Here is a 13986-nt window from a genome sequence, read left to right as displayed (position 1 = left end):
CGACTGGTGAGAAACGTTTTATGAGCCATCCTGAGGGTTACACCCGTAGAGAAGTACTCACGCTGGCTGCCGGTGCTTCGGCGGTCTTCACGTTCGGTCCGGTGGGTGCACAACCCGCGCCGTCGACGGGAACAGGAGGCAAGACCATGCAGACCCGTGCCATTCCTTCCAGCAACGAGTCCTTGCCGATCGTAGGGTTGGGCACTTACCGCGGATTCGATGTCGAGCCTTCGCAACCAGCTTACAAGGACTTGCCCGCGGTGCTGGATGCCTTGTTCGACAAGGGTGGCAAGCTGATCGACAGTTCGCCGATGTACGGTCGCGCCGAACAGACCATCGGCGAGTTGCTGTCGATCCATGAGCCGCGCTCGCCGGCCTTCCTGGCCACCAAGGTGTGGACCCGGGGCCGCGAAGAAGGCATCGCGCAGATGGAACAGTCCTTCGCCCTGTTGCAGACCGACCGGATCGACCTGATGCAGATCCACAACCTGCTGGACTGGCAGACGCACCTGCCGACCCTGCGCCACTGGAAGGAAGCAGGGCGCATCCGCTACATCGGCATCACCCATTACACGGCGTCGGCCTATGAAGAAGTGGAAGCGGTACTCAAGGCCGAGCCCCTGGATTTCTTGCAGATCAACTACGCCCTGGATGATCGCGGCGCAGAGAAACGCCTGCTGCCGTTGTGCCGCGAGCTTGGGGTGGCGGTGATCTGCAACCGGCCGTTTGGCGGTGGCGGCTTGCTGGCCAAACTCAAGGATAAGCCGCTGCCAGGCTGGGCGGCGCAAGTCGGGGTCAAGAGCTGGCCGCAACTGGCACTGAAGTTCCTGCTGTCGCATTCGGCGGTGACCTGCGTGATTCCGGGCACCGGCAACCCGCGCTACATGGCGGAAAATGCCCGGGCCGGTTTCGGCCCGATGCTCACCGATGCCCAGCGTCAGCAACTGATTGCGCTGGTGGGCTAACGACTTGTTCCAAGCGTTGCGGCGAGTCGTCGAACCTCTCCTATACTGTCTCGCGTCCATGCCGTTTAAAGCGCATTCGTTGCCATGACGGCGTCCCTGTCCATCACTGCAAGGAGATCGAACATGGCTATCCGCATTGGCGACGAAGCACCGGATTTCACCGCCGACACCACCGAAGGCACCCTCAACTTTCACCAATGGATCGGCGATGGCTGGGCCATCCTGTTTTCCCACCCCAAGGATTTCACCCCGGTATGCACCACCGAACTGGGTTACCTGGCCAAACTCAAGCCGGAATTCGACAAGCGCAACACCAAGGTCCTGGGCCTGAGCGTCGACCCGGTCAGTGACCACAACCGCTGGGTCGGTGACATCGCCGAGACCCAGGGCGCGGCGGTCAACTATCCGCTGATCGGCGACGAAAACCTGGTGGTGGCCAAGCTCTACGACATGATCCACCCCAATGCCAGCGGCGGCGCGCGCACGGCAGTGGACAACGCCACGGTGCGTTCGGTGTTCATCGTCGGCCCGGACAAGAAGGTCAAGGCCATGCTGATCTACCCGATGAGCGCCGGGCGCAACTTCGATGAAGTGCTGCGCCTGCTCGATTCCTTGCAACTGAACGCCAAACACACCGTCGCCACGCCAGTGAACTGGCGGCCGGGTGAAGACGTGATCATCCCGACCTCGGTGTCTGACGAAGACGCGAAGAAGAAATACCCGGATGGCTTCACGACCCTGAAGCCGTATCTGCGGACGGTGGCTCAGCCGAAGTAGTCGCCAGCAGTGAGACCGCCATCGCGAGCAAGCTCGCTCCCACAGGTTCCTGAGTCGTTCACAGATATGTGCTTCGACGCGGACCCTGTGGGAGCGGGCTTGCCCGCGAAGGGGCCGGAATTGCTGGCCGAGTAAGTCCTGTCAAACCAGATACTTTTTAAACCACCCCAACGTCCGCTCCCACGCCAGTTTCGCCGCCGCCTCGTCATAACGCGGCGTCGAATCATTGTGGAAACCATGGTTGCAGCCAGGGTAGATATAGGCCTCATAGGTCTTACCCCCGGCCTTCAACGCTTGCTCATAGGCGGGCCAGCCTTCGTTGATCCGCGTATCCAGTTCGCCGAAGTGCAGCATCACCGGGGCCTTGATCCGGGGCACTTCCTCGGCTGTCGGTTGACGGCCGTAAAACGACACGGCGGCCCCCAGTTCCGGATAGGCCACGGCGGCGGCGTTGGTCACACCACCGCCATAGCAGAAGCCGGTGATGCCGACTTTTCCAGTGGAGGCAGGGTGTTTCATCATCCACTCGACGGCGGCGAAAAAGTCGTTCATCAGCTTTTCCGGGTCGACCTTGGCCTGAAGCTCGCGGCCCTTGTCGTCATTGCCGGGATAACCGCCGACCGAACTCAGGCCGTCCGGGGCCAGGGCGATGAAACCGGCCTTGGCCAGACGCCGGGCCACGTCTTCGATGTAGGGGTTGAGGCCGCGGTTTTCGTGCACGACCACCACTGCCGGCACTTTGCCGGTGGCCTTGGCCGGACGTACCAGATAACCGCGAACCTGGCCGTGGCCCTTGGGCGAGGGGTAGGTGATGTACTCGGCAACAATGTCCGGATCGGTGAACTCGACCTGCTCGGCCAGCGCATAGTTTGGGCTTAGCGCGGCGAGCAGGGCTCCAGCGGTCAAACCGCCGAAGGTAAACAGCGCCGCACGGTCGAGAAACTCCCGGCGGTTGATCTTGCCGTGGGCGTAGTAGTCGTACAGTTCCAGCAGTTCAGGGGCGAAGTCTTTGGCAGTTAGGCGGGTCATTGCTGCAACTCCTCTCGACTGGTTTAACACGGACCCTTGTGGGAGCGGGCTTGCTCGCGAAAGCGGTGTGTCAGATGCATGGATGTTGGATGAGCCACCGTCTTCGCGAGCAAGCCCGCTCCCACAGGGGGGAATGGTGATGCCAAAATCTCATTTCAGGCTCTGCGCCCCGGCCTTGGCCACTTGCGCATCCTGCCCGGGCTTGACGCCCGACACACCGATGGCACCAATCACCTGGCCATCGAAGACAATCGGCACGCCACCCTCCAGCGAAGTCAGCAAGGGTGCTGAGAGGAAAGCGTAGCGCCCGGCGTTGACCATGTCCTCATAGCTTTTCGATTCGCGTCGCCCGAGGGCTGAGGTACGCGCCTTTTCGGTGGCGATATACGCGCTGGCGGGCGCGCAGCCGTCGAGACGTTCGAGGGCCAGCGGGTGGCCTCCGTCATCGACCACCACGATGGTCACGGCCCATTGATTGGCCTGTGCTTCGGCGCGGGCGGCGGTGAGGATCTGGCCGACTTCGGCCTGGCTCAGGACAGCTTTGCGGTTCATGGGCATCTCCAGGGTTCGGTTAAGGCAAGTTGGCTTCGACCAGTTCGATCCAGTGCCGCACCGGGGTTCGGCCCGCACCATCGAGGTGCGACTGGCAGCCGATGTTGGCCGTGACAATGACCTCGGGATGGCCGCTTTCCAGGGCGTCGAGCTTGTTGTCGCGCAGTTGTCGCGACAGTTCGGGCTGGGTCAGCGAATAGGTGCCCGCCGAGCCGCAGCACAGGTGCCCGTCGGGGACGGACGTCAGGTTGAAACCGAGTCCGGTCAGCAGCGCTTCCACGGCACCGCCGAGTTTCTGCCCGTGCTGCAAGGTGCAGGGGCAATGGAAGGCCAGGCGTTGCGAGGCGTGGATGCCGAGTTGCTCCAGCGGTTCGTCGCGCAACACTTCCACCAGATCCCTGGCCAGCGCACTGACCTTTTTCGCCTTGTCGGCATAGGCCGGGTCGCTGGCGAGCAGGTGGCCGTAATCCTTGATGAAGGCGCCGCAACCGCTGGCGGTCTGCACAATCGCCTCGGCGCCTTTTTCCAGGCTCGGCCACCACGCGTCGATGTTGCGCCGGGCACGATCGAGGCCGGCGGCCTGGGCGTCCAGGTGGTAGTCCACGGCGCCGCAGCAACCGGCTTTGCGGCTCGCGATGACGCTGATCCCCAAGCGGTCCAGCACCCGCGCCGCCGCGGCATTGGTGTTGGGTGACAGACTGGGCTGCACGCAACCTTCGAGCATCAGCACCTGACGCTCGCGCAGGGTCATGGGTCGCGGCTTGGCCGGGTAGACATTGCGCGGCAACTTGCTTTGCAGGTTGCCGGGCAGCAGCGCGCGGAACACCTGACCGCTATTGACCAGGCTCTTGAACAGCTCTGGATGCGGCACAGTCTGCCGCAAACCCTCGCGCAACAAGCGCTGACCGAGCGGGCGTGGCACCGCCGCATCGACCACCGCCCGCCCGATGTCCAGCAGGTTGTGGTAGTCGACGCCCGACGGACAGGTGGTTTCACAGTTGCGGCACGACAGGCAGCGGTCCAGGTGCTGCTGGGTCTTTTGCGTGACGTCGTTGCCTTCCAGCACCTGCTTGATCAGGTAAATGCGACCCCTTGGTCCGTCCAGTTCATCGCCGAGCAATTGATAGGTCGGGCACGTGGCATTGCAGAACCCGCAGTGCACGCAGGTGCGCAGGATGCTTTCGGCTTCTGCGGCGCGGGGCAATTGGCTGGCGCGTTCACTCAAGGTCGTCTGCATGGTTCAAAGCTCCGCGTACAGGCGTCCGGGGTTGAAGATACCCCGTGGATCGAGCTGTTGTTTCAGGTTGCGGTGATAGCGCATCAGGGCCGGGGGCAGAGGCTGGAATGGAGTGTCGGTCAGGCCGTGGCTGAAGCAGGTGGCATGGCCACCGACCTCGTCGACGACCTGACGGATGTACGCCGCTTCGGCATCGGATTTCAGCCAGCGCTGGGCGCCCCCCCAGTCGATCAACTGGCGCCCCGGCAACGACAGAAGCGGCGTGTTGTGCGGCAGTGACAGGCGCCAAAGCGGTTGGTCTTCATCGAAGAAACTCAAGCGCTGTTCGTTGAGATCGTCCCACCAGCAAGCCTCCAGCCGTTCGCCCCCGAGGCGCTCATGGGCTGCCGATACCGAACCTTCACCGCCCTCAAGCCGCAGGTGCAGACGTGAACCGTCGTGACAAGCCGCGCTGATCGGCAACGGCTGCTGGCCCCATTCCGCCAGGCGCAACAAGGCCCGTTCGGCGTCCATTTCCAGGCTGATACTGAGGCACTGCCGGGGTTTGGGCAGCACTTTGAGGGAAACTTCGGTAATCAGCCCGAGGCTGCCGTAACTGCCGGCCATCAGGCGCGACAGGTCGTAGCCGGCGACGTTTTTCATCACCTCGCCACCGAAGCGCAACAGCTTGCCTTGCCCTGTGATGACCCGCGTGCCGAGGACGAAATCGCGCACCGAACCGGACCACGGGCGCCGTGGCCCGGACAGCCCGCAGGCGATCATGCCGCCGACGGTGGCGCCGTCGCCGAAGGATGGCGGTTCGCAGGGCAGCATCTGTTGCGCGGCGTCCAGCACCTGCGCCAGGTGCGACAACGGCGTGCCGCAACGGGCGCTGATCACCAGTTCAGTCGGGTCGTAGCTGACGATGCCCCGGTGCGAGCGGGTGTCGAGAATTTCCCCGGCCGTGGTGCGCCCGAGAAAGGCTTTGCTGTTGGAACCCTGGATGCGCAACGGCGTGGCGTTTTCCAGCGCCTGATTGACCTGTTCCAGCAGTGACGGGCTGTCATCGAAATCTTCAGGGCTGCGCATCAGAAACGCTCCAGCTCAGGGAAGGGCAATTGACCGCCATGTATGTGCATGGCACCGAATTCGGCGCAGCGGTGCAGGGTCGGAATGTTCTTGCCGGGGTTGAGCAGGCCGCCGGGGTCGAAGGCGGCCTTGATGGCATGGAACAGGGTCAGCTCATCGCTGTTGAACTGCGCGCACATCTGGTTGATCTTCTCGCGGCCCACGCCGTGTTCACCGGTGATGCTGCCGCCGACTTTCACGCACAACTCCAGGATCTTGCCGCCCAGGGCTTCGGCTCGGTCAAGTTCACCGGGTTGATTGGCATCGAACAGGATCAGCGGGTGCATGTTGCCGTCGCCGGCATGGAAAACGTTGGCCACCCGCAGGCCGTATTCGTTCGAAAGCTCGGCGATGGCCTTCAGCACGCCGGGCAGTTCGCGACGGGGAATGGTGCCGTCCATGCAGTAGTAGTCCGGGGAGAGGCGGCCCACCGCCGGGAAGGCATTCTTGCGCCCGGCCCAGAAGCGCACGCGCTCAGCTTCGTCTTTGGCCTGGCGCACCTCGATTGCGCCGGCCTGTTGCAGCACCTGGCGCACCCGGTCGCAGTCATCTGAGACATCGGCTTCAACGCCATCGAGTTCGCACAGCAGAATGGCCTGGGCATCCACCGGATAACCGGCGTGGATGAAGTCCTCGGCGGCGCGGATGGCCAGGTTGTCCATCATTTCCAGGCCACCGGGGATGATGCCGGCGGCGATGATGTCGCCGACGGCGCGCCCGGCTTTTTCCACGGAATCGAACGCCGCCAGCAGCACTTTGGCGGTCTGCGGTTTGGGCAGCAGTTTGACAGTGACTTCGGTAATCACCCCGAGCAGGCCTTCGGAGCCGGTGAACAGCGCCAACAGATCGAAACCGGGGGCGTCGAGGGCGTTGGAGCCCAGGCTCAGGTGCTCGCCATCGACGGTGAGGATGTCGACCTTGAGCACGTTGTGCACGGTCAGGCCGTATTTCAGGCAGTGCACGCCACCGGCATTTTCCGCGACGTTGCCGCCGATGGAGCAGGCGATTTGCGAGGACGGATCCGGCGCGTAATACAGGCCGAAGGGTGCCGCCGCCTGGGAGATCGCCAGATTGCGTACGCCGGGCTGAACCCGCGCAGTACGGGCGGCAGGATCGATGTGCAGGATGTTGTTGAAGCGCGCCATCACCAGCAGCACGCCTTTCTCCAGGGGCAGCGCACCGCCGGACAAACCGGTGCCCGCGCCACGGGCCACGACGGGGACGCGCAGTTCATGGCAGACCCGCAGCACCCCCTGGACTTCGTCGATGTATCGGGGCAGCACCACCAGCATCGGCGTGGTGCGATAGGCCGACAGTCCGTCGCATTCGTAGGGCTTGAGTTCCTCGCGCTGATGCAGGACTTCCAGGTTCGGCAAGCGGGTTTGCAGGGCCCGCAAAAACGCCTTTTTGTCGACGTCGGGCAAGGCGCCGTCAACGCGTTCATCGTAGAGAATGTTCATCGGTTCACGACTCTCGCAGGAGGCCACTGACCTTCATCATTGGCCTGATACAGCCAACTGTCCATGGTGTATTTGTCAGCCTGAAGCGGGCAATCATTCAATGATTTTGCGCAGAAAATGCCAACGCCCGGGCGACGGAGCCCGGGCGTTGCAAGCGTTGGGAGCAGGGTGCGCAGACTCAATGCCCGCCTACCACCATATGGCTGAACGGCGCGACGTAGGCCTGCAGCGTCACCAGGCCGCCGACCAGGATCGCCAGCACAATCGAGTGGAAGAACACGTAGCGCAGGATTTCCCCTTCATGGCCGTACCAGCGGGTGGCCGTGGAGGCGACCACGATCGACTGGGCGTCGACCATCTTGCCCATGACCCCGCCGGAACTGTTGGCGGCGGCCATCAACACCGGGCTGATGCCCAACTGCTCGGACGTCACCCGTTGCAAGCCGCCGAACAGCACGTTGGACGCGGTGTCCGAGCCGGTCAGCGCCACTCCGAGCCAGCCCAGCAGGGTGCCGAACATCGGGTAGAAAATGCCCGTCGCGGCGAAGGCCAGGCCCATGGTCGCATCCAGGCCCGAGTAGCGCGTGAGAAAGCCCAGCGCGAGCATCGCCGCAATGGTGATCAGCGAGTAACGCACCACCCACAAAGTGCGCAGGTACTGGTGAATCAGTTGCGGGATCGAATAACCCATCAATAAGCCGCCGATAATCGCCGCCAGCAGAATGCCGCTGCCGGTGGCGGTGAACCAGGTGAACTTGTACACCGCCTCCTCGGTTTTCGGCGCGGCCACCACGGGCGGGACTTTCTCGACCTGCAAGTGCAGGGTGGTGAAGGTCACGGCCGGCGCAAACAGCGGGTTCGCCTCGCGCATCGGCTTGCCCTGGGGATCGAGCTTGGCGGCACTGGTTTGCGGGTCGATGGCGGGGCGGGTGTCGAAGGTGTTCTTGAAGCCCTGGGTGCCCCAGATGAACACGAAGACCGTCAGGATCAGCCACGGCATCCACGCCCGCATCACTGCCGGTTTTGCCTCGTTGGCAAAGGTTGCAGTGGGTACAGGCTTTTCGTCGTGCTCGGCGTCGATCTTCGAGTCGTCGTCCCGGCCGGACAGGGCGGCGGAAGTGTGCACCGTGGCCGGTTTCCACACTTTGAGGAAACCGGTCAGGCAGGCCATGGAAATCAGCGCGGCGATCACATCCACCAGCATCGGCCCGTGATAGTTGGACACCAGGAACTGCGGCACGGCAAAACTGACCCCGGCCACCAGGATCGCCGGCCAGATTTCCACCATCTTGCGCCAGCCGGCAAAGGCCCAGATCAGCCAGAACGGCACCAGTACCGAGAAGAAAGGCAACTGCCGGCCGACCATCATCGACAGCTCCATTTCATCCAGCCCTGTGACCTTGGCCAGGGTGATGATCGGCGTGCCGAGGGCGCCGAACGCCACGGGGGCGGTGTTGGCGATCAGCGCCAGCCCTGAAGCGGCGAGCGGCGAAAACCCCAGCCCGATCAGGATCGCCCCGGTCACCGCCACCGGTGTACCGAAACCGGCCGCGCCTTCGAAAAACGCCCCGAAGCAGAAGGCGATCAGCAGCAATTGCAGGCGCCGGTCATCGGTGATGCGCGCCAGGGAGTCTTGCAACACCTTGAACGAGCCGTTCTCGGTGGTCAGGCGGTGCAGGAAGATGATGTTCAACACGATCCAGCCAATCGGCAGCAAACCGTTGGCTGCACCGAACAGTGCCGCGGAACCGGCCATGTTCGCCGGCATGCCGAAGGCGAAGATCGCGATCAGCAAGGCCGAGACCAGGGCGAGCAACGCCGCCAGGTGCGCCTTGATATGGAAAAACGCGAGGGACGCCAGCATCACCACCACCGGCACAGCCGCCATGAGCGTTGAAAGCACCGGGTTACCGAACGGATCGTAGACTTGCTGCCAGACCATGTTCCACCTCTGCTTTTTATTGTTGGACGTGCAGATCCCCTGGGGGGAGGTGGCCTTCAGTATAGGTGGCATTACGCCGCTGTCAGGGCAGGCCCTCCGGTCCAGCGGGTCGGCGCAGTTCCGGGGGCTGAGCTAGCATGGCCAGTAGGGTTTGAATTCAGTCAGGGGAGCAATGCAGTCATGACCGAGCGCCATCTGGAGCACAAGGAAACGCTATCGAACGGATGCAGCATCAAAGTCACAGCCGAGATATTGAAAGACGGTTCGTTGGGCATGTTCATCGGCATCTATCGGCCGGACGGCACGGCCATCGATGAAAACCACGACCCACGGCCGCACATGCTGGACATGGAAGCGGCGATGGATTGGGGGATCGATATTGCCAAGGGGATCGGCAATAGCCAGCGAACGTTGTGAGCGGTGCCGTCCGTGCCCGGGCGACCGGCGGTCGGTGTCAGAACCCGAACGAACGGGCCGAGCCTTTTGTCAGTTCGACATCCAGCAAATGCTCGACCAGCACGTCATTCAAAAACCGGAACTGATCATTGAGCCCGACCACTTCGTTGCTGAAGTGATGATCGGCTGCCGGGATCAGCAACGCCTCGAAATTTTTGTCGAACATCAGAGTCAACTCTTTACGTGACTCGAATTCCTGCGCGTAGAAATTGTTGCCGAACACCGGAAAACGTACGGCGAGGGTGACAGTGTGAATCATGATGTTTGTTCCTCGCTCAGGACGTACCAGGCAAACACACTCAATGTGAACGCCGTCAGGGCCAGGCAGGTCAGCAGATGGATCAGCATGAGGTTCCCCTCCGATTCGGGGTTTCGTGTTGGCTTGGGATCGATCCTACGCTGACGGCGTTCAAGCGGAAGGCAATCGCGGCGATGGTGAATATCGACGCAAGTGATGGTGGTTGTTGTGCTGTTGCTGCGGGCCCATTCGCGAGCAAGCCCGCTCCCACAAACCGCTTTCCTGTGGGAGCGAGCCTGCTCGCGAAGGCGGCCTGCGGAGCACCGCCACCTATACTTAAACCGAGGGTTTCGCGTGTCGGGCATTCCGCCCGGTGCACACTGCAGGAAGTCGCAATCTTGAGCCTGCGTTCGCTGATCATTACCGTGCTGGTGGTGTTGGCAGGGTGCGCCACACCGCCGCGTGCGCCGGTGGAAGTGGCGCCGGTCATCGTTTCAGCGAGTACCTGGCAACAAGTGGACCGGGAGATCGTCGCCGCGTCGCAGTCGGCCACCGAGCAGACCAGAATCTACGCCCGCGGCGCCATGGATTACTGGCGCACGCGGGTCTATGAACTGACCGAAGAGAACTTCATTCCGTGGTTCAGCAGCTACTGGACCCAGGAGTGGCTGTCGATGAAGGTCAGCTGGTACACCATCAGTGCCAAGGGCGAGCAGGATGTCTCGGCCAAGCGCCTGGCGGCGTACCTGCTCGAAGCTTATCAGGAGAAGGTCCTGGCCCCGGTGGCGGCGGAAATCGATCCCGATGCGATTCTTGGCCTGGCGGCGGCATTTTATGTCGACATCCTCAAGGAAGAGCTGCAGAAAATATCCACTCGCCACGGCGTGCCAATGGCCCAGCTCAACGGGCGCATCCAGAAAATCCCGGCCATCGCCCTCGGGCCGCCGCCGGCGCGGGACGCCTCGTTGTACCAGATCGTCCACAGCGAATCGCTGAACTCATTGCCGGCCTACGCCGCGTTGATCGACAAAATCCATAAGGCCGGTGGTGACAAGGGCGTGGGTTCGACCGACACCGCGATGGCGCCTGTGGCCAAGCGCGCCAGCCAGCGCATGGAAGCCGAGATGGCCCCGCGCGGGGCCGCCAGCGCAGTGGCCGCCGCCGCCGGGAAACTCGCTGGCGGATTGATCACCGTCGGTGTAGCGGCGATTCGCGCAATCATCCAGGCCAATGACCGGCCGGACAGCGAGGCGCTGATTCGCAGCAGTCTGGGCAACACCTTCGACAAGGCCTGGATGAAACTGGTGCAGAACCCGACCACCGGTGTCATGGCCGGCACGCTTTACATGGCGGGGCAGATCGAGGGCAGTCTGGGCGGCGGCGCACAACCGCCGGTCGGTTTGAGCGCCGGCACTGTCGATTGGACGCCAGCGCAACCGACTACCCAGCAGAACACCCCATGACCCAAGGAGAAATACTCATGTCTTATGTCGATGGTTTTATCGCTGCCGTACCCACCGCCAACCGTGAGCAATACCTCAGACACGCCAAAATCGCCGCCTCGGTCTTCAAGGAAAACGGTGCCTTGAGCGTGGTCGAATGCTGGGGCGAGGATGTCCCGGAAGGCAAGGTCACCTCGTTTCCAATGTCGGTGAAGCTCAAGGAAGGCGAAACCGTGGCCTTTGGCTGGATCGTCTGGCCGGACAAGGCCACCCGCAATGCCGGGATGGACAGGATGATGCAGGACCCGCGCATGAAGCCGGACGTCAATCCGATGCCCTTCGATGGCCAGCGCATGGTCTACGGCGGGTTCGAAATACTCCTCCAGGCCTGACGCCGCACCCGGGATCACTCCGGCGTCGGGGTGATCCTGCAACTCTTGCGCTGGCGGATCTCGTCGTCCGTCGGTCGCTCGCGGATGAATTCGAAGCGCGGCTCGCCTTCGCTGTAATGCACCAGCCAGCCCCACTCCAGCTTGAGTTCATCCTGGCCGGGCTCGGGCGGTCTGGCCCACCATGGTTCCTTGCTGATGATCTGTCGCATGGCCCCTCCGGTTTCTCGGGATGCTAAAACTATAACTCGCATGCCCGGCGGCGCCAGAAATGCGCTGGCCGGCAATCGGGTGTTGAGTACACTCAGGCAGTCTTCCCAAGAGGTGCCCGGCATGAACGACGAATCCCGCGAGCCGTTCAAGCGGCTGTTCTTTGCGCTGAACTGTGCCCCGGCCCAGCGCCGGGAGATAGCGCAGTGGCGCAGTGCGCTGCAACTGCGCAACGGACGGCCGGTGCCGGCGGAAAATTTTCACCTGACGCTGAAGTTTCTGGGGGCGGTGGGCGTGGCGCAGATTGCGGAGATCTGCACCGCTGCGGCGTCAATCCGCACACCGGGCGAGCGCTTGACGGTGGTGCTGGACCGGCTTGACGTGTGGCGCAGGGCAGGGGCGCTGATACTCGCGCCGCAGCAGGCACCCCCGGCATTGCTGCGCCTGGTGTACGCCCTGGAACAGGCGATGTTGCCGTTCGGCCTGGAACAGGCCCCAAGGGAATACCGTCCGCACCTGACCCTGGCGCGAGACTATCGGGCGCCGGTGCCGGAGTCCGCAACGGCGCCGGAGTTCTTCCTGCGTGCCGACCGGTTCACCCTGTTCGAATCCCACAAGGGACGCTATCGGGCGCTGGCCGAATGGCCGCTGCTTGATTTTGAGCGCTCATAAAAAAGGCGCCCGAGGGCGCCGAAATTCACCTGAACCGAGGGAGCCAGGTGAGGCCGTTCTACTTGCAGGAGAGGCAGCGGTGGTAAGGCGCTGCGTGAACGGAAAAGGTTTGAACATCGTACTTGATCGAACACATCACTCCGTAGGAGCTGCCGGAGGCTGCGATCTTTTGATTTTGCTTCGGCACGAACTCTCAAGATCAAAAGATCGCAGCCTCCGGCAGCTCCTACAAAAGCAGGTGAATTACTGGCCGAGTTTCACCTTGGTCCAGCCACGGGTCATGACCCGCTGGACGGCAATCGGCTGGTCCGGCACGGCATAGAGCGTCGCCATCACTGCTTCCGGCGGGTAGGAGCCCGGATCGTTGCGGATCGCTTCGTCGACCAGTGGCGTCGCCGCCGCGTTGGCGTTGCTGTACCCGATGTTGTTGGTGATGTCGGCAATCACGTCGGGGCGCATCAGGAAGTTCATGAACAGGTACGCGTTCTCGACGTTGGCGGCATCGCGGGGGATGGCGAGCATGTCGTAGAAACTGGCGGCGCCTTCTTTCGGGATGCTGTAGTCGATCTTCACCTTGTCCCCGGCTTCCTGGGCGCGGGCCTTGGCCTGCAGCACGTCGCCGGAGTAACCGACGGCCACGCAGATGTTGCCGTTGGCCAGGTCCGAGATGTATTTCGACGAATGGAAGTACGCCACGTTCGGGCGAATCTTCATGAACAGCGCCTCGGCTTCGGCGATGTGCTGTTTGTCCTGATCGTTCACCGGGTAGCCCAGGTAGTGCAGGGCGGTCGGGATCATTTCAGTCGGCGAGTCGAGGAAACTGATGCCGCAGGCTTTGAGCTTCTCGGCGTTTTCCGGTTTGAACAGCAGGTCCCAGGAGTTGGTCGGGGCGTTGGCGCCGAGCACTTCCTTGACCTTCTGCGGGTTGAAGCCGATGCCGATCGAGCCCCACATGTACGGGATGGCGTGGGCGTTATCGGGATCGCTGGCGGAGGCGTTTTTCAGCAGCACCGGGTTGAGGTTTTTCCAGTTCGACAGCTTCGACTTGTCCAGTTCCTGATAGACGCCGGCCTTGATCTGCTTGGCCAGGAAGCTGTTGGACGGCACGACGATGTCGTAGCCGGATTTGCCCGCCAGCAGGCGTGCCTCAAGGGTTTCGTTGCTGTCGAAGACATCGTAGGTCACCTGGATGCCGGTCTCGTCCTCGAACTTCTTGACGGTATCCGGGCCAATGTAATCCGACCAGTTATAGACGCGCAGAACCTTGTCATTGGCCTGGGCGCCAGTGGCGATTGCGCCCAATAAGGACAGTGTCAGCAGAGTCCTGCCAAACATTTTCATCGGTACAACTCCATTTCTTTTTTATTCAAAAACACAAAGCAAAATTGCAATCAACATAAAACCTGTGACGAGGGAGGGTACCCATCATCCTGTAGGCGCTGTGTAGGAGCTGTCGAGTGCAACGAGGCTGCGATCTTTTGAAGGCAAGATCAAAAGATCGCAGCCTGCG

General features: G+C 62.4%; 15 protein-coding genes. 6 read left to right on the top strand and 9 right to left on the bottom strand.

Features of this window, described 5'->3' with window-relative positions; all coding sequences use genetic code 11:
- The first annotated feature begins 20 nt into the window (after positions 1 to 20).
- A complete protein-coding gene (locus tag AC3IP0_RS17190) occupies positions 21 to 965 on the top strand; it encodes an aldo/keto reductase (RefSeq protein WP_489316294.1) in 945 nt (314 codons plus the stop codon).
- 123 nt (positions 966 to 1088) lie between these two features.
- Positions 1089 to 1742 carry a peroxiredoxin gene (locus tag AC3IP0_RS17185; protein ID WP_150725397.1) on the top strand — a complete coding sequence of 218 codons (654 nt, stop codon included), beginning with the start codon at positions 1089 to 1091 and terminating at the stop codon, positions 1740 to 1742.
- Between the two features lie 141 nt (positions 1743 to 1883).
- On the opposite strand, the gene yghX is transcribed toward AC3IP0_RS17185, so the two are convergent.
- From yghX to AC3IP0_RS17155, 6 genes are all read right to left on the bottom strand, one after another.
- Positions 1884 to 2771, bottom strand: a complete 888-nt coding sequence (gene yghX, locus AC3IP0_RS17180; protein WP_489316293.1) for a YghX family hydrolase — start codon at positions 2769 to 2771, stop codon at positions 1884 to 1886.
- A gap of 150 nt (positions 2772 to 2921) precedes the next feature.
- Entirely contained in the window at positions 2922 to 3323 is a 402-nt protein-coding gene (locus tag AC3IP0_RS17175) for a heme-binding protein (protein WP_489316292.1), read from the bottom strand.
- A gap of 19 nt (positions 3324 to 3342) precedes the next feature.
- Positions 3343 to 4560 (bottom strand): glycolate oxidase subunit GlcF, encoded by a 1218-nt coding sequence (glcF, locus tag AC3IP0_RS17170; protein WP_489316291.1) that lies wholly within the window; start codon positions 4558 to 4560, stop codon positions 3343 to 3345.
- A gap of 3 nt (positions 4561 to 4563) precedes the next feature.
- Positions 4564 to 5628, bottom strand: coding sequence for a glycolate oxidase subunit GlcE (gene glcE / locus AC3IP0_RS17165; RefSeq protein ID WP_489325441.1), 1065 nt, complete (start codon positions 5626 to 5628; stop codon positions 4564 to 4566).
- Entirely contained in the window at positions 5628 to 7127 is a 1500-nt protein-coding gene (gene glcD / locus AC3IP0_RS17160) for a glycolate oxidase subunit GlcD (RefSeq protein ID WP_489316289.1), read from the bottom strand. Before glcD ends, glcE begins: the two co-directional genes overlap by 1 nt.
- A gap of 178 nt (positions 7128 to 7305) precedes the next feature.
- Complete coding sequence (locus AC3IP0_RS17155) at positions 7306 to 9069, bottom strand: L-lactate permease (protein ID WP_489325440.1); 1764 nt, start codon at positions 9067 to 9069, stop codon at positions 7306 to 7308.
- 180 nt (positions 9070 to 9249) lie between these two features.
- On the opposite strand from AC3IP0_RS17155, the gene AC3IP0_RS17150 reads away from it, so the two are divergent.
- On the top strand, positions 9250 to 9486 hold the full coding sequence (locus AC3IP0_RS17150) for a hypothetical protein (RefSeq protein WP_489316287.1): 237 nt from the start codon (positions 9250 to 9252) through the stop codon (positions 9484 to 9486).
- Between the two features lie 37 nt (positions 9487 to 9523).
- On the opposite strand, the gene AC3IP0_RS17145 is transcribed toward AC3IP0_RS17150, so the two are convergent.
- A complete protein-coding gene (locus AC3IP0_RS17145; protein WP_489316286.1) occupies positions 9524 to 9784 on the bottom strand; it encodes a hypothetical protein in 261 nt (86 codons plus the stop codon).
- A gap of 377 nt (positions 9785 to 10161) precedes the next feature.
- Here AC3IP0_RS17145 and AC3IP0_RS17140 point away from each other — a divergent pair, with 377 nt between their 5' ends.
- Together AC3IP0_RS17140 and AC3IP0_RS17135 are read left to right on the top strand one after the other, a co-directional pair.
- Complete coding sequence (locus AC3IP0_RS17140) at positions 10162 to 11226, top strand: hypothetical protein (RefSeq protein ID WP_489316285.1); 1065 nt, start codon at positions 10162 to 10164, stop codon at positions 11224 to 11226.
- Positions 11227 to 11243: 17 nt separating this feature from the next.
- Positions 11244 to 11597 carry a DUF1428 domain-containing protein gene (locus tag AC3IP0_RS17135; protein ID WP_489325438.1) on the top strand — a complete coding sequence of 118 codons (354 nt, stop codon included), beginning with the start codon at positions 11244 to 11246 and terminating at the stop codon, positions 11595 to 11597.
- 14 nt (positions 11598 to 11611) lie between these two features.
- Here AC3IP0_RS17135 and AC3IP0_RS17130 read toward each other — a convergent pair whose 3' ends face one another.
- Positions 11612 to 11806: a hypothetical protein gene (locus AC3IP0_RS17130; RefSeq protein ID WP_056727280.1), complete on the bottom strand. Its 195-nt coding sequence runs from the start codon at positions 11804 to 11806 to the stop codon at positions 11612 to 11614.
- Between the two features lie 121 nt (positions 11807 to 11927).
- Here AC3IP0_RS17130 and thpR point away from each other — a divergent pair, with 121 nt between their 5' ends.
- Positions 11928 to 12476 carry an RNA 2',3'-cyclic phosphodiesterase gene (gene thpR, locus AC3IP0_RS17125; protein WP_489316283.1) on the top strand — a complete coding sequence of 183 codons (549 nt, stop codon included), beginning with the start codon at positions 11928 to 11930 and terminating at the stop codon, positions 12474 to 12476.
- Between the two features lie 243 nt (positions 12477 to 12719).
- On the opposite strand, the gene AC3IP0_RS17120 is transcribed toward thpR, so the two are convergent.
- Positions 12720 to 13817, bottom strand: coding sequence for a polyamine ABC transporter substrate-binding protein (locus AC3IP0_RS17120; RefSeq protein WP_489325436.1), 1098 nt, complete (start codon positions 13815 to 13817; stop codon positions 12720 to 12722).
- Positions 13818 to 13986: the final 169 nt, after the last annotated feature.

The sequence above is a fragment of the Pseudomonas sp. GL_103 genome, assembly GCF_057835175.1.
Note: the sequence above shows the minus strand (reverse complement) of the source record. Positions and strands in the feature narration are given on the sequence as shown.